This is a genomic window from Joostella sp., from assembly GCF_048266025.1.
GTDB classification, from domain to species: domain Bacteria; phylum Bacteroidota; class Bacteroidia; order Flavobacteriales; family Flavobacteriaceae; genus Galbibacter; species Galbibacter atrarenae.
On record NZ_JBLXAF010000013.1, the window covers coordinates 1 to 21,858 of the forward strand.

Consider the following 21,858-nt stretch of genomic DNA (forward strand, 5'->3'; position numbering starts at 1 on the left):
GCTGTGTGTAATAAGCTTCTAAAACAGGCTTTTGCCATCGCCAAATCAGGTTTAATATATGATGATTCTTATAGAAGTACTTTAGTGAAAAGTTAATGCTTTTTTACTTGTTTTTTACCACAGTACTTTGTTATATGCAGGCTTTTAACCTCTCATAATTTTTAATAGTTCTTGAATTTCTATAGTTGAATCTAATTTTCCATATCCGTTTAATGTCAATTTTCGTATTTTTTTGAATTTGTATAAATTATTAATAACACCTGGCGTTGTATATTGAATATCAAAATACCAGTGATGGTTATCAAATTTTAAATTTAATTCACTGAATATATTTTGAAGACCTTCTAGAATTTCCCATAATTCTTTTAACGAAATATCATATTTAAAAGTTTTTTTTCTCTTGTCGTTGTGAGCGTAATATTTATTCCGTAAACCTTCTATTTGCTCAAATTTTGTAGAAATCGTTGATAAATTATCACATAAATCATTTAATTCTTGTAGTGAAATTGAATTTTCCCAATCTATTCTTTTTAAGTTTATTTTACAGAATTCAAGAAGCTTTTGAATATTGTGGTCTTCCTTTTTTCCAATTAATTTAAAAATATCAATAATGAATAGTCTTATGTAGTTTCTATATAGTCTATTAAAAAACATAGACTCGGTTAAGATTTCTTTCTCTTGTGAATTATAACTTTCGCTTAAACTTTTAATATCCTTTTTTATAAATTCTAGTTCGAGTAATGTATCTCGAATCTCAGATAATCTTTTTTTTAAAATTAGTGTTTCAGCTCTCATTTTTCTCAGCTTGCATATAACTATTAGATAAACGCTCTCACGCTTATTTCTCCTTCAAATATAGCAATTCAATTAAGAAACTATTTACGGGAAACCGTAATCAGAAAAAAAGAGTAAAGATAAAAGAGTACAGAATAGAGAAATGCCTTCTGCAAATTTGCAGATTAGCGACTTTGCAGTTTTACAACTTTACAATACTAAATATTAACTTTGAAAAACTAGACTAGTGCTTTTCATAGGATGCACGTTGTTCTACGCAGTTTTTATTTTATTCCAAATGGTTTTTCTTTAATCCCTACTAACCAAATTCTACCATATTTATCTGTCAAGTATTTAGAAATTCTCTGATTATTTTCTCTTGCATTTTTCATTGAAATGGGATCGACGGCACAATTTTCTTTTATTAGCCCAATTCCATATTTTTTCTTAAATTCTGAATATTCAGCGGGTATTGAATTATCAATACTGTGCACTATAAAATTTACATTTTCGTCTAAAATTCTATTTTCAATTTGCTCATCTGTAACTTCTAACCCTAAATACGCTGAGTGATATTTAGAAATTAATTGAATTTTAATAGTGTTCTTTCTGTTAGTAATTCTTTTAGGATAAGAAATTAATGCGATAAAATCTTTTGTATCAAATCTAAATTGATATTTTCCTTTTTTTGGCAATGTTATTTTAAAGTTTTCAATTTTGGATATTGCAATTTTTTCATCAGTTTGATTAATATAGAATTCTCCTGAAATGGATTTTTTGCTTGTTATATTTTCAAAAATTACTTCTGCTACTACTCTTTCATTTGTTCTAGTTGCATTTGCAACAGTAAAAGCCATAGTTAAAATCACTGTTAGTAGTATATTTTTCATTATTTCTATTTTTTTAAAGCGTAATTAGTTTGGTTATGCTACTCGGTTAGAGAAAATGTTTCTTAGTTTGCCAAATGTTTTACAACGTGTTTGTGTATGATTTCGTTGCGTGTTTCAGCGCTAAAGTTAGCAAATGTTTTATTTTAATTTCTCTATTATTCTATCTACCGTATTACTTAAATGACTATGGGTTTTATTTCCTTTTTTATTGGTGACAATGAAAACTCCTATTTGGTTTTCTGGAATAAGAGTTAACCAACTAGAAGTTCCAAATGTTCCTCCATTTTGGAAAATTACATTCGGTTTGTTTTTGTCAATAAATATTTGCCAAAAAAGACCATTATCAAAATCGTCCCATAATCCGAGTAGATTCTTGTGGGAAATTTTAATCACATCGTTATTTTGATTTAAATGAAAAGCAGTATATTGCATCATATCACTAATATTTGAAACAATACCTCCTGCTGCTTTCATTGGCATTTCCGGTTCAAAAGGCATTCTTTCGTTCTTATCATTATAACCTTGTGCCAAGAGTTTTTTATCTTTCTCGGTCAAAGTTATTTTAGTGTTTTCCATTTTTAAAGGAGTCAAAATTTTACTTTTTAGGATTTCTTCATATGACATATTGTAAATATTCTCCAAACAGAAACCTAATAAATTTGCTCCAGGGTTTGAGTACCCAAATTTTGATCCTGGAGTTGTATCTATTTTTACATTATGGAGTTCCTTGAAAAAATCTTTTTCATTAAAACCTTCTTGCAGTTCTTTAATGAGAAAAGGAAGTTTTTCTTGATCTGGATTATCAAAGATTTCAGATTTGTTAGGGAAAATAATTGGTAGACGACTTCTGTGAGTTACTAAATGTCGAAAAGTAATTGGGTTTCCTTGATATTCTAAATTTGGAAAATCATCCTTCAAATATATGCGAATATCATCATCCAGTGTGACTTTTCCCTCTGTTACAGCTTGCGCTAGTAATACTCCGCTAAAAGTTTTTGTCAAAGAACCTATTTCATAAATTGTTTCACTTGTGGGAGGAGATTTTACTCCTTTGGTTAACTCACCTTTATGGAATTCATATATTTTCCCTTTGAAGTAAACACCTACGGATGCACCATCTATTTCTTGTTTAGAAATTAATGAATCTAGTTCGCTTGAAATTAATTCACCTATATCATCAAACTGAGAGCTCTTTGGTTTGCAACTAATAATAAGTATGAGGAAAATAAATGGTAGTACTCTTTTAAATTTTAGTGTCATTTTTTATTCTTTTATTAAAGACGATTCTTTTTTTGAAGTGTTGCAAGTTTTACAATAATATTTGCTAACATCAAAATAAACCTCCATTTAGGTCAAAAGGTGTCCCGTTTAGGTCTTTTAATGATGTTTTTGGGTCTATTAACTGAAGTTTTAAATGCATTAGTTAAAATTTTAGGTGATCAACCTAAAATTTTAGCTAAAAAGGTTAAAGTTTTTGGCCTCCCAACCTAAAGTTTTAGGGTCGAGACTTAAACACATCTATTTTTTATCTATATACATCATTAAAACACCCTAACGGGTCTTCAAATCACCTAAAACTTTAATAAGCGTTCTCAAATCTTTCAGTTAAAAGGCTTAAAACTTTAGGGTAAGACCCTAAAATTTTAGGTAATGGAGCTAAATGCTTATGCCTAACAGCTAAAAACATCATTAAAAGACCTAAACAGGGGTTTAAAAGATCTACTTGTTGTATGATTTTGATGGTATTTATAGTTAAAAGGCCTAAAAATGTGACTAAAAAGGGTAAATGCATGCAAAAATCCCTTTATAGCTGTATCGTTTTTTGTAAAACTATAAGTTTTGCGGTAAGTCATCATACAAATTATCTCACCGCTGCGGTATATAGAAGATCCTGCAAGGCTGCTATAGATTGAATCATATGCGCGTTAATGTACAAAAATCAACAAATTTGTTAGCTACGCCCCAATAACACCCCATTTTCAGGGGAATTGGAGCGTATAAATAGTATTTAACTTATAAACTGTACGGTTTTGTTGTTTCAGCAGCTAATATTATAACGTAACTACCTTGCCTGTTTTTACAGATTCGTCGCATGCCAAAGCTACTTTCAGGCTGTTTACCGCATCTTCTAAATGCGCGGTAAGATCTGTATTATTAGCAATCGCATCCAGAAAATAGCGTTGCTCTCGGTTACACAACTCCTGGTGATCTGGCTCGTCTTTTAAATGAATCCAATCATCTGGTTTTATAAATTCATTATCTTCATCAATAGCAGCGTGGTGCACCTTTAATTTTTCAGTTTTAGTATGACTATCAATCGTATCAGATTCTCCAGCAGCACTAGCTTTATCAGCAACAATCGAAACACTTCCTTTAGGTCCAAATACATCTTTTATAAAGAAAGCAGTATCGCTCACCATTGGTCCCCAGCCGGCTTCATACCATCCTACAGAACCATCATCAAAGCGTATTTGTAGTTGTCCGTAGTTATAGTTATCCTCCGGAATATCATCTGTAAGTCGCACTCCTATGGCACTAACTTGCACAGGCTTTGCGGCTGTCATTTGGCACATTACATCTATATAATGCACGGCACAATCTACAATAGGACTCAGTGTTTTCATTAAATTACGATGTACATCCCACATATATCCGTGACTCTGCTGATTTAAATTCATCCGCATTACCAGTGGTTTCCCCATAGTTTGCGCTACTTCTATAAATTTTTGCCAAGATGGATGGTGTCTTAAAATATACCCAACAACCACTTTTTTATTCACCTTTTTTGCCACTTCCACTACCCTTTCTGCGCCTGCAGCCGTACTAGCAATTGGCTTCTCTAAAAAAACATGACACCCCTGCTCTAATGCTGCAATACTATAGGCTTCATGCGTGTCTGGATAGGTAGAAATACAAACGGCATCTGGTTGGGTTTCCTTTAAAGCGGTGTAATAATCTGTGTATAGCGGGTATTTATTCCCTAATGCTGCATTTAGAACTTCCTTACTTTTTCCAGTGGAGACAAGTCCACATATTACGACTTCTTCATTTAATTCGTGGTATGCCTTTGCATGAGATGCGCCCATGTTTCCGCAGCCTACCACTAATATTTTTAGTTTACTCATTTTAGTTTTTGGTTTTCGGTTTCTTATTTTAAGGTTTATTAATACCTAGTTGTTAAGCTCTAGTTACTACAAATTAACAATATAAAATACACACGCAAAACTACCTAACTCCAATAAAGCGTGCTCCTGTTTGGTAGTAAAAGTCTGCCTCCCATTTGTGGGCTGTGCAATAGCTTTTTCTGGAAATAGCCATACTTTTATGCTCCTTGCAAAAAAACAAGTTTTTATTAGTACGTGTTTGTTTTATTACTGTGAATATTTTAAATAATTTTGCAGCGCCAAATAATAGGTATAACACTTTTTAAATATACAAAAATGAAGAATACAGCTTTAACAGATATTCATATTGAGTTGGGTGCAAAAATGGTTCCTTTTGCGGGGTATAACATGCCTGTGCAGTATGAAGGTGTAAATATAGAACATGAAACTGTAAGATCGCAACTAGGCGTTTTTGATGTGAGCCATATGGGGGAATTCCTAATTGGAGGGCCTAATGCCTTAGCTCTTATTCAGAAAGTGAGCAGTAACGATGCTACAAAATTAACTATTGGAAAAGCGCAGTATTCTTGTTTACCTAATGAAGATGGTGGTATTGTAGATGATTTAATTATCTATAAAATGAAGGAAGAGCAATACCTATTGGTGGTAAATGCTTCTAATATTGAAAAGGATTGGAATTGGATTTCTAAATATAATGAGGCTATTGGTGCAGATATGCGCAATGTGTCCGACGATTACTCGCTTCTTGCTATCCAAGGGCCAAAAGCGGTGGAAGCTATGCAATCTATCACTCCTGTTGATCTTTCTGCTATTAAGTTTTATAATTTTGAGGTTGCTAAATTTGCTGGTGTAGACAATGTTATTATCTCTGCTACAGGATATACTGGTAGCGGTGGTTTCGAAATATATTGTAAAAATGATGTTGCAGAAAAAGTGTGGAATAATGTGCTGGAAGCTGGAAAGGAATTTGGAATTAAACCAATAGGACTAGCGGCTAGAGATACTTTGCGATTGGAAATGGGGTATTGTCTCTACGGAAATGATATCGATGATACGACTTCTCCCCTTGAAGCTGGATTAGGATGGATAACAAAATTCTCTAAGGATTTTGTAAACTCTGAAGCGTTACAACGACAAAAGGAAGCTGGGGTCTCAAAAAAGCTTGTTGGTTTTGAAATGGTAGAACGTGGAATTCCAAGACATGGTTATGAGATTTTAAATGATAAAGATGAGGTGATCGGAAAAGTTACCAGCGGAACAATGGCTCCTTCTTTAAATAAAGGTATCGGTATGGGGTATGTTTCTACGGAAAATACTGCGGAAGGTACTCCTATTTACTTACAGATAAGAAAGAAAAAAGTTGCTGCCAAGGTTACAAAACCTCCATTTTATAAAAATAAATAAAGAGAATTAGAGTTCTCTTAAAAAAAGAAAGGCAAATTTATTGAAAAGGATATTGATTTTAGGAGCTAGCGGATTTATTGGAGGGGCACTTTATAAAGAGTTATGCCCTTACTTTGATACTTATGGCACCTATCACACAGGTAAGATTTATGCTGATAATAAGCACTTTTTTCATTTTAATATGGAAACAGACGACTTGTTTGAGGTGCTTACCAAAGTGCGACCAAACATTATTATTTCTGCCTTAAGGGGTAATTTTGAAGCACAGATAGATACGCACCTCGATTTGGTGGATTACTGCCGTGCTAGCAATAGTAAATTAATATTTTTGTCTTCTGCTAATGTTTTTGATGCTTTTAGCAACTACCCTTCTTATGAGTTCGATAAAACGCTATCGATGAGCACTTATGGGAAGTTTAAAATAAAGATTGAAACTGCGCTGATGCAACTTCCAGAGAAGAATTTTGTGATTGCAAGATTGCCAATGGTCTTTGGAAGTAGCTCTCCGCGGATGAAAGAGCTTAAATATTTTCTTGATAAAAATGATGCCTATGAGGTGTTTCCAGATTTGGTGATGAATGTTACCAATGCCGATAAACTCTCGCAGCAGATTCATTATATAGTTAATAGAAACAAAAAAGGAATTTATCATTTGGGGAGTTCAGACCTTATTCACCATGATGAGTTTATAAAAGAAATCCTTGAAACTATAGGTCACGAAAAGCCTTTGCTTAAAAATGTATACACCTCTAATTTTGATCGCTTTCTAGCTGTGCTTCCAAAGGATAATATGCTACCAAAGCACCTTGTTTTTAGTCATTATGATATTATTAATGAGTTGGATGCTAAAAATTAATCTTTTTAACATTACAGCTCTTTCTTAGAGGCTTTCATACTTCGGAAGCCTTCTATAAATACAGCACTTAGAATAAGTTAACTAAAACTTTGATTAATGTAACTTTTAAGTTACATTAATCGTAATGAAAAGAGTTAGGCAAGTAATACAATACAAGAATTATTTCGAAGATTTTTTACTTGCACAACCAAAAAAGGTTCAGGATAAAATATTTAAGGTTATTGAAATGATTGAAACATATCAACATGTGCCAAAAACATATTTATCTGCGATTAAGAACCATGCAGGGCTTTGTGAAGCACGAATTAAATTAGGATCCAATATATGGAGAGTTTTTTGTTTTTTTGATGAAGGAAAATTAGTTATACTTTTAAATGGATTTACAAAAAAGACTCAAAAGACACCTAAAAAAGAAATAAATAGAGCTATCCGATTAATGAATAATTATTACGAAGAAAAAAATAGTAAAAATGGAAACTAAAAGCTGGAAGGATATAAAAGATAGTGTATACGGAAAGAATGGTACTGACCGAAGAGATGAACTCGATAGAGATTTTGAATCATTTAAAATTGGATTGCTATTACGAGACGCTCGCGAGAAAAAGAACCTTACTCAAGAACAATTAGGCGAGCTTATTGATAAAAAACGAACTTATATTTCTCGTGTGGAAAACAATGGTAGTAACCTTACTTTAAAAACTTTATATGATATAGTAGAAAAGGGACTTGGTGGAAAAGTAAAGATTTCAATAGAAGTATAACACTCCTAAAATATTAGTTTTCTTATTACAGATCTTTCTTAGAAGCTTTTACACTTCGGAAACCTTCTATAAATACAGCACTTAGAATAAGCATCCCACCAATAATAGTATGCCAAGCGGGAAATTCTCCTAAAAACACAACTCCCATTAATATCCCATAAATAGGCTGCACACTACTCATAATACTAGCTGTGGTGGCGCTAAAGTACTTAAAACTCATTAATAATAATGTATGTCCTATGGCAGTAGTTACCAATGCCAGAAAAGCAATAGGTAGCAACTGCTCTTTTACAAGGGTAAAGTCAGCCTTAAACAACAGCGGACTCATAATAAATACAATAATCACTAGCTGATAGAGCATCAATACAGAACCGTTGTATTTCGCTACTTTTGGTTTCATAAGAATATTACGAAGCGCATAAAAAAAGGCAGAAGTAACACCAAATAAAACCGCTATAAAGTGCTGATTCTTAAAACTTACTTCTGGCACCAAAAAATAAACTCCTGTAAGTACCAATACTGCCAATGCAATGTGTGCTTTTTGGAATTTAGTTTTTAAAACTAGAGGTTCCAAAAAGGAGGTAATTACAGGATAGGTGTATATAGAAAGCATCCCAATGGCAACACTGGAGAGCTTTAACGCATAGAAATAAGTAACCCAATGAATTCCAAAAAACACCCCACAGAGTAGCACTACTTTAATATCTTGACGATCGGCAATCTTTAAATTAAACTTTTTATACCTACAGAAAGCATAGATAAATACAACAGCTAGAATAGCTCTAAAAAGGATAATCTGCTCTGGCGGTAACGCTATGTATCTCCCTAAAACTCCCGAAGTACTAATAAGAAGTACAGCGAGGTTTAGTTCCAATATGTTTTTAAAATGTTGTTTGGTTGCAGTCAATGAAATAAAAATCTATCTCAAGAAATAATTCTTAAGATGGTTAAATACTAAATAAATGTTGGTGTTATTTACGCCTAAAAGTAAGTTATCGAGTTAACTCTTTCGCTTTTTCTTTGATAATATCTCCTACTGGTCGGTTTTGGATATTACTTTCTAACCACGAGATTATATCTAAATATAAGAAAGCACGCTTCTCATAAGGGTGATTCTCATACTTTTTAAGCGATTTATGGAGTTTTTTAAACTCGTCTTTTAATTCACTTGGGAAAATCTCTCCTAAGTTTCTTAAAAACTTAATCATTTCCTTTTGTACGGCATGGAGGTCGTTCATCTTTAATAAAAACTTATAGGTGCTCTTAAGTTGGATCTCCAAATGGTAATCCATTCCAGCCTCATAATGCGCAACCAAACTTAAAACCCTAGCAAAACACATAAGATCCTCTCTCATGGTTAGGTTTTTATTATCAATAATCTTTTTAAGATATAAAATACACTTCTTATTGTCTCCTACTCCAAAATATAAACACGCAATTTTATAGTACAATACCATAATATGGTGTTCATCAATTTTATCACGATGTAATTTTACACCATCTACAATCTCCTTTTCTAAATAAAGACCGTCTTCAAAAGTACCTTCTAAAAAATGTAGGTTTATTTTATTGCTATAGGTATATAAAAATGCTAAAACCTCCAAGTTATCATTCTTCGGGAATTTATCACTAGCAATTACCTCTTGTAGTTTTGTGAGTGCTTCTTTAAATCCACGACGATTTTTCACATAAAACATCGACTCCAATAGGTAGTTATTTCCTTTTAAGAAAAATACAGGATTTAAGTAAATCATCTGTTCATTTTCATAAAACAACTCCACCCATCTTAGGGAATACTTATAACACGATAAAAAATCTTGAATAAGAAAACTATACCAAAGTTGTGCTTTATAAAGCCATAGCTTCTCTCTAAAATCTAATTCTGAAACTTTAAATTTCGGTAAGTGAGCTTTATAATATTCAGTAACCCATTTATATTCCTCGTCGCTTTTTACGTATCCAAATTTTAACATGATCCCGTATAACTGAAGCGACAAGTTGGATAATTTACTTGTCAGCACATTCTGCATGCTCAATTCTTTGGCTTGAATTGCCAATTCGTCCGCACGGCCACTTATACTTCGGGTTATATATTGAGTTTCTATTACTTTTTCAAGCTCTACAATCTCATAAGCTACTACCTTTTCTTGGTTTTCTATGGCTAGAGACTTCGCTTTATCTAAGATTTTTAAACTCTGCCTGTAAAGGCCTTTATGATATAGAATAGTAGCAAAATCTAACTGCTCACGAATTTGCAAACGCATATTCTGATTTACAGGATTTAATCGTAAGCTAACTAAAATCTGCTTGTATAAATGAGCTTTTAAATTAGAGAGCTGTTGCTTTTTAACAATCCCACTTTTTAAGATTTCAGATTCTTTATAATCATTCATCTTATCTAAGAGATTGAATAATGCCAAAAACTTAGCATCAGCATTTACTCCTAACCTATTAACATACAACTTAAATTGTCTCTTTTCTGATTTAGAAAGGGACTTAACTAATATAAATAAAGTGTCTTTTTGTTGACTTGTCATTGTAAAAATAAAACTTCAATTAACTGATTATCAATTAATTATTATTCGATAAGTATACTTAAGCATTGTAAAGAAATGGTTAAGCGGGCTTAAAATTACGAATACATAATATAAATTCGTATAACAAATTTGAAATTACATTAAATTATCAAGATGAGTAAAGAAAAAGTCCAAATCTTTGACACGACATTAAGAGACGGGGAACAAGTACCTGGATGCAAGCTTAATACAGAACAAAAGCTTGTTATTGCAAAACGTCTTGACGATCTAGGTGTTGATGTAATCGAAGCAGGTTTCCCTATTTCAAGTCCGGGAGATTTTAATTCCGTTTCAGAAATAGCTAAAATAGTAAAAAATGCAACTGTATGTGGGCTTACCCGCTCGGTAAAGAAAGATATTGAAGTAGCTGCAGAAGCTATTAAACATGCCGTAAGACCGAGAATACATACTGGAATTGGAACTTCAGCTTCACACATAAAATATAAATTCAAATCTACTCCTGAGGAAATTATAGAGCGTGCAGTAGCCGCTGTAAAATATGCCAAAACATTTGTAGAAGATGTAGAATTTTATGCAGAAGATGCCGGTCGTACAGACAATGAATATTTAGCACGTGTTTGCGAAGCTGTTATTAAAGCTGGAGCTACGGTATTAAATATCCCAGATACAACAGGATATTGCCTACCCGAAGAATACGGTGCTAAAATGAGATACCTTAAAGAAAATGTAACTGGTATAGACAAGGCTATTCTTTCTTGCCACTGTCATAATGATTTAGGACTAGCAACTGCAAACTCTATTGCTGGTGTTGTTGGTGGTGCCAGACAAATAGAATGTACTATTAATGGTATTGGAGAGCGTGCAGGAAACACTTCTTTAGAGGAAGTAGTTATGGTATTACGCCAACACCCATATTTAAACTTAGACACCAATATAAATTCTAAGTTATTATATAGTACTAGTAAAATGGTTTCTGAAAGTATGGGAATGCCTGTACAGCCTAATAAAGCTATTGTTGGTGCGAATGCTTTTGCTCACAGCTCAGGAATTCACCAAGATGGGGTTATTAAAAACAGAGAAACCTATGAGATTATCGATCCTGCAGATGTAGGAGTTACAGAGTCTGCAATTGTACTTACTGCTCGTAGCGGACGTGCAGCTTTAGCTTATCGTGCCAAGAAAGTAGGTTATGAATTAACTAAGTTACAATTAGACGAAGTTTATAAAGAATTTTTAAACTTTGCAGATAGAAAGAAAGAAATCGTTGATAGTGATATTCACCAGATCATCGAAATTAGTAAGATAGATATTAAAGCAATTGCTTAAAACGGTTTTTTATAGCATTCACTATACAAATAGAATGCTATAAGAAGATATTTATTTAGCCTCAGGGTTAAAATGATTAAAAAAAAGAATTAATGAGTAAAACGTTATTTGATAAAGTTTGGGATAGCCATGTGGTACATACTGTAGAGAATGGACCGCAAATATTATACATAGATAAACATTTAATTCATGAGGTTACGAGTCCGCAGGCATTTAATGAGCTTGAGGAACGTAACATTCCACTATTTAGAAAAGACCAAATTGTAGCTACAGCAGATCATAATGTGCCTACAAAAGACCAACATCTACCAATACAAGACTTATTGTCTAAAAAACAGGTAGAAATGCTTACCGAGAACTGTAAAAAACACGATGTTACTCTTTATGGTTTAGGACATCCGTACCAAGGAATTGTACATGTAATGGCTCCAGAACTGGGAGTTACACAACCGGGAATGACGATGGTTTGTGGAGATAGTCACACCTCTACTCACGGTGCTTTTGGTACGATTGCTTTTGGTATCGGAACAAGTCAGGTGGCACAAGTTTTTGCGAGTCAGTGTTTATTGCTTTCCAAGCCTAAGAGTATGCGTATTACCGTAAACGGAAAGGTTAAAAAAGGCGTTTTACCAAAAGATGTAATCCTATATATCATTGCAAAATTAGGAACCAATTCTGGAACTGGATATTTTGTAGAATATGCTGGAGATGTTTTTGAAGCGATGACTATGGAAGGCCGTATGACGGTTTGTAATATGAGTATAGAAATGGGTGCTCGTGGAGGAATGATTGCACCAGATGAAACTACTTTTGAATACGTAAAAGGAAAAGAATTTGCTCCTAAAGGGGAAGAATTTGATAAGAAAGTAGCCTATTGGAAAACATTACCAACAGATGCAGATGCTGTTTTTGATAAAGAATACACTTTTGATGCAGCAGACATCGAGCCGATGGTAACTTATGGTACCAACCCAGGGATGGGAATAAAAATTACAGCTGCAATTCCTACTCAAGATGACGTTTCTTTTGAAAAGTCTTTAGCTTATATGGGCTTTAAAAAGGGAGAAAAACTATTAGGGAAAGACATAAATTATGTTTTTATAGGAAGTTGTACGAACTCTAGAATTGAAGATTTTAGAATTGCTGCGGAATATATTAAAGGGAAACAAAAGGCAAATAATGTAAATGCATTGATAGTTCCTGGATCACAGCAAGTAGCAAAACAGATTAAAGAAGAAGGTATTCAAGATATATTTGAAGCTGCTGGTTTTGAAATGCGTCAAAGTGGATGTTCTGCTTGTTTAGGGATGAATGAAGATAAGATTCCCGCTGGAGAATATTGTGTATCTACATCAAACAGAAACTTTGAAGGACGCCAAGGGCAAGGAGCACGTACCATTCTTGCGAGTCCGCTAGTAGCTGCTGCTACTGCAATTGCAGGAAAAATAGTAGATGTTACCGAAGAAGTAGACGCTTTAGAATTGGTTTAATAAAATATAAGAGTAACGTTATTAACTAGGCTTTTAAAATAGGATGCTGAATTTAGTCCACTATAAATTAAAACACGTAGTTTGATATCACAATACTCGATACTAACAATATATAATGGAAAAGTTTACAACATTAAAATCTAAGGCGATACCATTGCCAATAGAAAATATAGATACCGATCAAATTATACCTGCTCGTTTTTTAAAATCGACAAGTAAAATAGGATTCGGGGAGAACCTTTTTAGAGACTGGAGATATGAAAAGGATGGTTCTGAGAATAAAGATTTTGTTTTAAATGATACTACCTATGAAGGGAAAATCCTAGTTGCAGGAGATAACTTTGGATGCGGGAGTAGTAGAGAACATGCAGCCTGGGCGCTAACTGATTTTGGACTTAAAGTAATTGTTTCTAGTTATTTTGCTGATATTTTTAAAGGAAATGCTCTTAATAACGGATTGCTACCAATACAAGTAAGTCCTGAAGCATTGAAAGTGATGCTAGACACTATAAAAGAAAATCCAGATACTAACTTTGTGGTAAATTTAGAAGAGCAATTTATCGCTATGGAAGGAACGGATATAAAAGAAAGTTTTGAAATCGATGCATACAAAAAAACATGCATGGTAAATGGTTATGACGACATCGATTTTTTAGTCAGTAATAAAGATAAAATCGAAGCATTTGAAGCTTCTAGAAAATTTTAATACAACACACCACTATGAATATAGATATAGCAGTATTATCGGGTGACGGAATTGGTCCTGAAGTCACAAAACAAGCCATAAAAACATTAAAAGCAGTCGGAGAAGTATACAATCATACCTTTACTTTTAAAGAAGCCCCTGTTGGTGCTATTGCTATCGACCAGACTGGAGATCCATTACCAGAGAAGACTTTAAAATTATGTCTTGATTCTGATGCGGTTCTTTTTGGAGCTATTGGAGATCCAAAGTATGATAACGATCCTTCTGCAAAAGTGCGTCCAGAGCAAGGATTACTTAAATTAAGAAAATCGCTTGGATTATTTACTAACATCCGCCCAATAAAGGCCTTCCCTACTCTAATTGAGAAATCTCCATTAAAGGAAGACCGCATTTTAGGAACCGATCTTACTATTTTCCGTGAACTTACGGGAGGTATTTATTTTGGTGAGAAAAAACTAAATGAAGAAGGAAGTGTAGCTTCCGATCTTTGTGAATATTCAGATTATGAGATTGAGCGTATTGCTCATTTAGCTTTTAAAGCTGCTCGTGCAAGAAGAAAAAAATTAACGTTGGTAGATAAAGCCAATGTATTGGAAACTTCTAGACTATGGCGTAAAGTGGTTACCAATATTGGGAAAAGCTATGACGATGTAGAATTAGATTTCCTTTTTGTTGATAATGCAGCGATGCAAATGATTTTGAATCCGAGTCAGTTTGATGTTATCCTAACGGAAAATATGTTTGGAGATATTATTTCTGATGAAGGAAGTGTTATTGGAGGTTCGATAGGATTATTAGCTTCTGCTTCTGTAGGAGATGAAAATGCAATGTTTGAACCTATTCACGGATCTTTCCCACAGGCAACAGGAAAAGGAATTGCAAACCCAATTGCTTCTATATTATCTGCGGCTATGTTATTGGAGCATTTTAAATTATTTGAAGAAGCAAAAGCTATTAATAAAGCTGTAGAAAAAGCATTAGAAATTAATTTTGTGACTCCAGATTTAGATGTAAATAGTAAGAAAACAACTTCTGAAGTTGGGAATTTTATTGCTGATTATATTGCAAATGCAGAGGAAATAATTAATTATAATCAAGAAAATATTGATTACGGAAAATCAACTATTATCTAAATAGTTGCTACTTATATATTTGTGTACTTAAAAAGGGTGCCTAAAAAGAAAACATTCTGACTTATAGTTTTTAAAGCATTGTAGAACTGCCTTTAACTTATAAAACTAGATTAAGTATTGTGATAATTTTTAGCCGCCCTTTTTTATTGTATTCAGCTGAAATTAGAATTTAATAGCATTAAAAATTAATGGTTTCCTATATGAAAAGTAACAGGTTTTTTACGCACTATTTATTAAATCTTGTTAGCCGCCCTTTTTAAAAATTAATGATCATTAATTTGAGTATATTCAGAAGTTAGCATTCATTGACAACCAAAATTCTGAAATCATTGAAAAGTTGTTTAAGAAAATAATATAAATTGAGGTTTATGAAAAAAGACATAAATAATACATTCAATTCAAAAAAACCAAGATTAGTTCTTATTTTGAGTGTTATAACAGCTGTTTTTTGGTATATAGGACAGTCCTTTAATGTTTACTATTTTGCTGTAGTAGGAGCAGTTTTTGAAATTTTATGGCTTCCAATGATAGCTTCACTTATTATTTTACCCATATTATCTTTATTTTACCTCATAAAAGAAAAATTTAATTTAACATCCCTTTATCTGTATTCATTTCTAATACTTATAGCTACTATTTTGTATATATATTTAATAAATTAATAAAAATCAAAATAAAATGGATTACAATTTTTCAATTTCAACACTCCAGTTTTTCCTATCTATGAATTTTTCTATTTTGTATTCAGCTAACGGTCTTAGGGTATGAGTAGTATTGGAATTATTGTTACTACTTTTCGGAAAGAAAGATACTTAATAAAATATAAAAACGGTTCAAGTTATCACTTAAACCACAATTGCTTGTACATAATGTTGTGCAATACTTCTTTACGTTTGATGTTTAACCTTATTTTTCTAGTTTCTTGTCAGCTATCAATTCCATAAAAAAATCAGATAACTTCGAAGCTCCATTATTTCCTCCATCATCTATATTGGATAAAATTACAACGGTATAATTGTCGTTCATAAAATCCATTAATTCACAATGTATTCCGTACCAACCACCACTATGGCCAAGAATAGTTTGGTTGTATCTTTGGTCAACACCAATACCATATCCCATGTGCGTATTATAACCTTTCACTTTTGGTTCAAACATTAACTCGGTTGTTTCTTTTTTTAGTAGTTTATAGTTTCTTAAGGCCTTTGAAAAGTTAAACAAGTCGTTTACAGTTGAATAATAAAATCCACCTGGTGATGCTTTTGTTAAATAATAATCATTCTTTTTCAAGGTTTTGTTTTCCCCAAACATTGAGGTATATCCACTTGCTTTATTATTTACAATAGAATCGATTTCCAATTCGGTTGTGTTAGGCATTTCAGCGGGTTTGAATATATTTTCCCTTAAATAATCATAATAGTTTTTACCACTAACTTTTTCAATGATTAGACCAAGAACCACCATTCCTGTTGCACTATAATTATATTTAGTTCCGGGTTTTGATAAAAGTGTATCATTAACAAAAAGGGGCATGAAGTCCGAAATTGTCTTGTATTCTAAATTTTTTATTTTATTCTCGTCTGCCACATAAAAATTATTAAGTCCTGAAGTGTGGGTAAGTAATTGATGAACCGTTACGGAATCTCTTACGAGTTTGTTTGGGTAATCAGGTAAATATTCTCCAATAGGACTATTCAATTTTAACTTTCCTTGCTCGTAGAGTTGCAAAGTTGCTACAGCAGTAAATAGTTTGGTAATAGAAGCAATATTGAACTTAGTATCTATTTTATTCTTTACATTGAATTCGATACTTGCTAATCCGTAAGCTCTTTGTTCAATGATACTATCGTTGTGGGCAACCAAGACTGTTCCCGAAAAATCATCCCCATTTAAACTGTTTAAATATGAATTGATTTTCAGTTTTTTTTGATTATTTGATTGACCGTAAGATAATATTCCAATGAATAGCGTAACTGCCGCTAGATAAGTTTTTAAGCTTATGTTCATACTTTCAATTTTCTTTTGTTAGTTCAAGCAACAATACTTCTAAAACAGTTTTCTTAATGTTCTTTTATCACGTTCCAAGATAAAAACAGCTATTGAAGTATCCAATTGTGGAAAATATAAAATTACGATTCCTAAAACCCACCGTGTCCATAACTTGTATAACTCTTTACTTTTCCAGTTGATAAACCTAAACCATTTTTGTTATCCTTACCATCTTTAGTTTCGATTCTAGTAAAAATTTGATTCAGCGTGTTTTTGTCCTTTATGATTTTATCATTTTCAGCTGAAACTAGGCTTTAATAGTAATAATAAGCGATAAAGCTACTACAGAGGCAATAACTCATTCTCCTTCCCTCCTATTTATTTGTTTCTTTTGCGTTAGGGATTGCAGCAAGCTACCGTGTAGCGCGTAAAGCCCGCCGCTTGTGAAGCAAGAGGAACGCCCAATAAATAATGAACAAGACATAGTCGCTCATAAATTACCCTAAAAGCAACAAAAGAGCAGTTTTTATGGAACTACTTTTCGTGAAACAATCTGTAAAAAAGCACTGCTTTCTTCCTAATAAAACCATTGTAAATTAAAGCCTAACTTGTAGGTAAAGGCGCACCAACAGCGATGTCACAACGGTGACCAGGTTGCCCGTGTGCAGGGTTAAGCGTAGTTCCATTGGTGTTTAACAACGACCCATCTACGGGAGCAGTCAATGGCGCACCCACGGCGATGTCGCAGCGATGGCCCGGTTGTCCGTGTGCAGGGTTCATACCGCTAGCAGTTGTATTTTGTGGTGTATTTGTGTTCTGAAAAGATTCTACTGGCGTTTCCTTTGCTGCAGCTTCACTATCGTATCCCTCTAAAGTGATCGTAGTGGATTTAGTTTCTGCAGTACTTATAAAGTAATACGCTCCAGCTCCAATTGCTATAATACAAGCAAAAATAATACCTATCTTTTTCATCTCTTTAATATTTAGGCTATAAAAATAGAGAAATTATTTTACTTTCCATGGGTTGACTTTTAATCTACTCATATAGTTTTGGTGCTGAACGATTACAATTTTTTTGATTCCATTTTCGTCGGTTATAGGAAGAAAACCATAATCGTAGCAAAAGAAATAATTCCCTCCTTTAAAAGGATATATTGTTGTGAAAATTGAAAACTCATATTCCATAGCATCCAATACTTCCTTCCTAACCGTTGCTTTACCTTGTGGGCAAAAGTGAGCCAAAATCCCCCTATTTTTACGAAGTAAACTATTGGTATATTGAATTAATTTTTCGTGAGCAGCTTTATTGTTATTATGATGATTGCTTCTACATTGGGCATCACAGAATTTTTTATCTGATCTACCATGTAATTCATCGTTACAAAAGAAACAGAATCTTTTTTTCATAAGTATATTTTAATTTAAATCTATTTAAAAAGAATCTCCTCTTTTATTGAATAATAAAACTTGAAAGGAATTTCCTTGCGTTTCTTTTAGGTATAGCAAGAGTCGGTGAGCATATATTATACGTTTATATACGCATGTAAACGCTTATAAATATAGTTATAATTAATTTATAGAGGATTTTTGCTCTAATAATGAATCCGCTACAAAAAACATATCAAGAATCTTTACATCTATATTTAGATAGACTTAGATTAAGAAATTATAGTGCGAACACTATAAGGACTTATCAGCATATGTTTAAACAATTTTTAAGGCACTTGTGGCCTTTGCCATTACATAAATTAAGTAGTGAACATATAACGGATTACCACCTGGAACTGATTGTAGACAAAGGTTATTCTGTGTCTTATCAGAACCAAAGTATTAATGCTATTAAGTTTTATATAGAGCATATTTTGGGATATCCTAAGCAGCATTTTGTTTTAATACGTCCTAAAAGGAGTGTGAAATTACCTGTGGTTTTTACATTAGAAGAAGCCGCATCTATTATTAATAGTCCAAACAATTTAAAGCATCAAGCAATTTTGACACTTATATATGCTTCTGGTTTGCGGATTTCTGAATGTATAAATTTACAGATGACCGATATTGACTCTAAGAGCATGTGTATTTGGGTACGTAATGGTAAAGGCGGAAAGGATAGGATGACCTTATTATCTTGTATGGAGCTGGATCTATTGAGAAGATATTATAAAAAATATAAACCTGTAAAGTGGCTTTTTGAAGGTAGAAAGGGTGAGCGTTATAGCACTTCTAGTATCCGACAAGTATTTAAAAAATCTTTATATACTACGAAAGTGAATAAGTTGGCTACGGTACATACATTACGGCATTCGTTTGCTACACATTTATTAGAGAATGGAACTAATTTAAGGTACATCCAGAAGCTCTTAGGGCACAATTCTAGCAAAACCACTGAGATTTACACACATGTTAGCACTGAAAACCTTACAAATATAGTTAGCCCCCTAGAATTACATAAAAAAAAGTATATTTGAAAGAGATATAAACGCAATTGCGTTTATTTAATAGTTAGGCAATATTAAAAAGAACCGCATATAAATAAATGACAAAAAGAAAATCACTTTCTAAAAAAATACGGTTTGAAGTATTTAAAAGAGATAAATTCCAATGTCAATACTGTGGGAATAAAGCCCCAGATGTAGTACTTGAAGTTGACCATATTGACCCAGTTGCTAATGGTGGAACAAATGAAATAATCAACCTTATCACAAGTTGTTTTGATTGTAACAGAGGCAAAAAAGCTCGATTACTGACAGATGATACAGTTATTCAAAAACAGCGGAAACAATTAGAAATAATTCAGGAAAGAAGAGAACAACTTGAATTAATGCTTGAATGGAAAAAATCGCTAACTGAATTCGAGGACGAAAAAGTTACGATGGTAAGTGATTATTGGGCTTCAATGATGAACCCATACTCATTAAATGAAAATGGACTTAAATCGTTAGATAAATTAATCAAGAAATTTCCAATTGAAGACATTTTAGAAGCAATCGATATTGCAAATAAAAAATACCTTGTTTTTGACGATGATGGTAATATCACCAAAGAAAGTGTTGAACAAGCATTTGACAAAGTTGGTGGTATTTGCGCTCTAAAAAATATGCCTGAACTGAAAAAGAAAATGGCTTATATCAAGGGAATTTGTCGAAACAGATTTTCTTATTGGGACAATAAAAAAGGTTCAATAATTTTAAACAATTATGTAAATGCTTTGAAAGAAGTTGGTTGGTCCGAAGAAAGAATAACTGAAGATTTAGAAAATGAAGTTATTCCAAAATCGATTGAATCTAAGAATTGGTCACAATGGCGTGGACTTTTGGAACAATGGACTGAAGATGTGCAAAATTGGAAAAATGATAGTGAAGAATCTATAGAACCTGAAATTCCAAAAGAATTTTCTTATGAAAGATTGGAAATGCATAATGCTATGTCATTTTCGGAAATTCGTGACGGAATAAATACTTTAAAATATATAGGTAAAGCATTCAAAGATTTTGACGAAAATAAATTTGAACAGTCAATTTACAAAGACTTAAAAACGGCTACAGAAATGGTCGGAGTTGAGCAAACAGAATTTAATAAATTCATTTTCCGAAGTGATTCCATTAAGTATTTTAAAGTTCCAGAAGAAATAGAAGATGAAGAATATGGAATGCTTATAAAGTTGAGTATGTTCGCAAGTGACGAAGTGGAAAACATTCTTAATCAATTCAATTTTGACCGAACAAGTTATTCGGAAAAAGATAAAAATATATTACGTTTAATAACAAAAGATAAATTAAATAACATTGCCTAACAATGGCTATAAGTAATTGCTTGTTCTCGCCTACTTCTGAAAATCCTCGCGGATTTTCAGTTTGGTGTGTACTTGCTAAGTTAATCGTTAACCCACGCAACTACTCATAGCCGAGACCGTTATAGGTAATTACAAAAGTGAATCGGATAAATAGTAGCTGGAAAGGCTTATTTTGATGGATAAAGGATGTGGTTAATTTTAATTTTTTCTAGGAGTATCAGTTGTAGTTTTTAAGTTTCTCGCAGTGACCACTGTAAAAGATCGCTCTTTTAAACATTGGGAATGTTAGAGAAACTTATACAACGACTAGAAGGTAGTTGTTTTTTTGGTAAAAGTCAACTGATTATCATATTATTAATAAATTAAAATTGACTCTTACTATTTTAAAACAACCACTGCTAGTATACTAATATAAAATCAATAGTTGTTTTAAACCAGCTACCATTAGGTCCTATTATGCTCACTTTTGGAACTACTGTTTCTCAACTTTAAGGATATATTTCATATTTTTAGGGAAACATACCTATAACACTATGTAAAGTGCATTAAAACGCACATTACACTTAACGTTACCTTCTATTGCCCTACTCTGCTCTTATACTCACTAATCTTGTTAAATTATTACAGATTAAAGCCTTTAAAAAAGGGAAGTTAAAATATTGATCTAAATCATTATTCGACATTTTAAAGGTGATCTCGATCCAAATATTGATTGTAACAATGATTAAACTAACAACTAAAAAATTTAGCGATTTTGGCGGACACGTTACGGATAAAAAAAACGGTTTTTGGCTACCTTTTTTGTTTTCCAAAATTTAAGTAATCATTTTATATTTCTCCACTCTAAACGGGCGCAACATAAGGTAACAAGGTGTATAGTTCATTACTGCTGAATTTTCTACCGAAAATTCAACGCCTTTTTGGTATATTTATGCTTTGGTGGAGATTTTAGGTACTTTTACTCATAACGAAACCATACACAAACCGTTGTGAGCAATTTTGACCCGTCCTGAAATATGTATACACTAAAACAATTGTATATGTATAAAAATGATGGATATGTAAGACGTTATAGCG

At 32.7% G+C, this 21,858-nt stretch carries 18 protein-coding genes and 1 pseudogene; 10 read left to right on the plus strand and 9 right to left on the minus strand.

The window, feature by feature from the left end; translation table 11 throughout:
• Positions 1-144 precede the first annotated feature (144 nt).
• The 4 genes from ACN0TY_RS16235 to ACN0TY_RS16250 form a co-directional block, all read right to left on the minus strand.
• On the minus strand, positions 145-795 hold the full coding sequence (locus ACN0TY_RS16235; RefSeq protein ID WP_236958434.1) for a hypothetical protein: 651 nt from the start codon (positions 793-795) through the stop codon (positions 145-147).
• A gap of 263 nt (positions 796-1,058) precedes the next feature.
• Complete coding sequence (locus ACN0TY_RS16240; protein WP_236958446.1) at positions 1,059-1,664, minus strand: hypothetical protein; 606 nt, start codon at positions 1,662-1,664, stop codon at positions 1,059-1,061.
• A gap of 138 nt (positions 1,665-1,802) precedes the next feature.
• Entirely contained in the window at positions 1,803-2,924 is a 1,122-nt protein-coding gene (locus ACN0TY_RS16245; RefSeq protein ID WP_236958447.1) for a serine hydrolase domain-containing protein, read from the minus strand.
• Between the two features lie 791 nt (positions 2,925-3,715).
• Positions 3,716-4,789 (minus strand): Gfo/Idh/MocA family protein, encoded by a 1,074-nt coding sequence (locus tag ACN0TY_RS16250; RefSeq protein WP_417445290.1) that lies wholly within the window; start codon positions 4,787-4,789, stop codon positions 3,716-3,718.
• Between the two features lie 315 nt (positions 4,790-5,104).
• On the opposite strand from ACN0TY_RS16250, the gene gcvT reads away from it, so the two are divergent.
• The 4 genes from gcvT to ACN0TY_RS16270 all read left to right on the plus strand — a co-directional run bounded on the left by gcvT (position 5,105) and on the right by ACN0TY_RS16270 (position 7,810).
• On the plus strand, positions 5,105-6,193 hold the full coding sequence (gene gcvT / locus ACN0TY_RS16255) for a glycine cleavage system aminomethyltransferase GcvT (RefSeq protein ID WP_417445291.1): 1,089 nt from the start codon (positions 5,105-5,107) through the stop codon (positions 6,191-6,193).
• Positions 6,194-6,233: 40 nt separating this feature from the next.
• A complete protein-coding gene (locus tag ACN0TY_RS16260; protein WP_417445292.1) occupies positions 6,234-7,049 on the plus strand; it encodes a sugar nucleotide-binding protein in 816 nt (271 codons plus the stop codon).
• Positions 7,050-7,173: 124 nt separating this feature from the next.
• Positions 7,174-7,530 carry a type II toxin-antitoxin system RelE/ParE family toxin gene (locus tag ACN0TY_RS16265; protein ID WP_417445293.1) on the plus strand — a complete coding sequence of 119 codons (357 nt, stop codon included), beginning with the start codon at positions 7,174-7,176 and terminating at the stop codon, positions 7,528-7,530.
• A complete protein-coding gene (locus tag ACN0TY_RS16270; RefSeq protein ID WP_417445294.1) occupies positions 7,520-7,810 on the plus strand; it encodes a helix-turn-helix domain-containing protein in 291 nt (96 codons plus the stop codon). The genes ACN0TY_RS16265 and ACN0TY_RS16270 overlap by 11 nt, the downstream gene beginning before the upstream one ends.
• A 25-nt stretch (positions 7,811-7,835) precedes the next feature.
• Here ACN0TY_RS16270 and ACN0TY_RS16275 read toward each other — a convergent pair whose 3' ends face one another.
• Both ACN0TY_RS16275 and ACN0TY_RS16280 read right to left on the minus strand, forming a co-directional pair.
• Complete coding sequence (locus tag ACN0TY_RS16275) at positions 7,836-8,684, minus strand: DMT family transporter (protein ID WP_417445295.1); 849 nt, start codon at positions 8,682-8,684, stop codon at positions 7,836-7,838.
• A gap of 118 nt (positions 8,685-8,802) precedes the next feature.
• Positions 8,803-10,347: a hypothetical protein gene (locus ACN0TY_RS16280; RefSeq protein WP_236958456.1), complete on the minus strand. Its 1,545-nt coding sequence runs from the start codon at positions 10,345-10,347 to the stop codon at positions 8,803-8,805.
• A gap of 153 nt (positions 10,348-10,500) precedes the next feature.
• Between ACN0TY_RS16280 and ACN0TY_RS16285 the strand changes: the two genes are divergently transcribed.
• The 4 genes from ACN0TY_RS16285 (at position 10,501) to leuB (ending at position 15,002) form a co-directional block, all read left to right on the plus strand.
• Positions 10,501-11,673, plus strand: coding sequence for a 2-isopropylmalate synthase (locus tag ACN0TY_RS16285; protein WP_236958457.1), 1,173 nt, complete (start codon positions 10,501-10,503; stop codon positions 11,671-11,673).
• Positions 11,674-11,765: 92 nt separating this feature from the next.
• The gene (gene leuC / locus ACN0TY_RS16290) at positions 11,766-13,163 is read left to right on the plus strand and encodes a 3-isopropylmalate dehydratase large subunit (RefSeq protein ID WP_417445296.1); all 1,398 of its coding nucleotides are present in this window, start codon (positions 11,766-11,768) and stop codon (positions 13,161-13,163) included.
• A gap of 115 nt (positions 13,164-13,278) precedes the next feature.
• Positions 13,279-13,869: a 3-isopropylmalate dehydratase small subunit gene (leuD, locus tag ACN0TY_RS16295; RefSeq protein WP_236958459.1), complete on the plus strand. Its 591-nt coding sequence runs from the start codon at positions 13,279-13,281 to the stop codon at positions 13,867-13,869.
• A gap of 14 nt (positions 13,870-13,883) precedes the next feature.
• Positions 13,884-15,002 (plus strand): 3-isopropylmalate dehydrogenase, encoded by a 1,119-nt coding sequence (gene leuB, locus ACN0TY_RS16300; RefSeq protein ID WP_236958460.1) that lies wholly within the window; start codon positions 13,884-13,886, stop codon positions 15,000-15,002.
• 906 nt (positions 15,003-15,908) lie between these two features.
• Here leuB and ACN0TY_RS16305 read toward each other — a convergent pair.
• The 3 genes and pseudogenes from ACN0TY_RS16305 to ACN0TY_RS16315 all read right to left on the minus strand — a co-directional run bounded on the left by ACN0TY_RS16305 (position 15,909) and on the right by ACN0TY_RS16315 (position 18,398).
• Positions 15,909-17,009 carry a serine hydrolase domain-containing protein gene (locus ACN0TY_RS16305; RefSeq protein WP_417445297.1) on the minus strand — a complete coding sequence of 367 codons (1,101 nt, stop codon included), beginning with the start codon at positions 17,007-17,009 and terminating at the stop codon, positions 15,909-15,911.
• A 594-nt stretch (positions 17,010-17,603) separates the two neighbouring features.
• A pseudogene (locus ACN0TY_RS16310) lies at positions 17,604-17,900 on the minus strand (hypothetical protein); the annotation flags it as partial.
• A 96-nt stretch (positions 17,901-17,996) separates the two neighbouring features.
• On the minus strand, positions 17,997-18,398 hold the full coding sequence (locus ACN0TY_RS16315) for a hypothetical protein (RefSeq protein WP_417445298.1): 402 nt from the start codon (positions 18,396-18,398) through the stop codon (positions 17,997-17,999).
• Positions 18,399-18,589: 191 nt separating this feature from the next.
• On the opposite strand from ACN0TY_RS16315, the gene ACN0TY_RS16320 reads away from it, so the two are divergent.
• Positions 18,590-19,456: a tyrosine-type recombinase/integrase gene (locus ACN0TY_RS16320; RefSeq protein WP_417445299.1), complete on the plus strand. Its 867-nt coding sequence runs from the start codon at positions 18,590-18,592 to the stop codon at positions 19,454-19,456.
• Between the two features lie 68 nt (positions 19,457-19,524).
• On the plus strand, positions 19,525-20,781 hold the full coding sequence (locus ACN0TY_RS16325; protein WP_417445300.1) for an HNH endonuclease: 1,257 nt from the start codon (positions 19,525-19,527) through the stop codon (positions 20,779-20,781).
• The last annotated feature ends 1,077 nt before the right edge of the window (positions 20,782-21,858 follow it).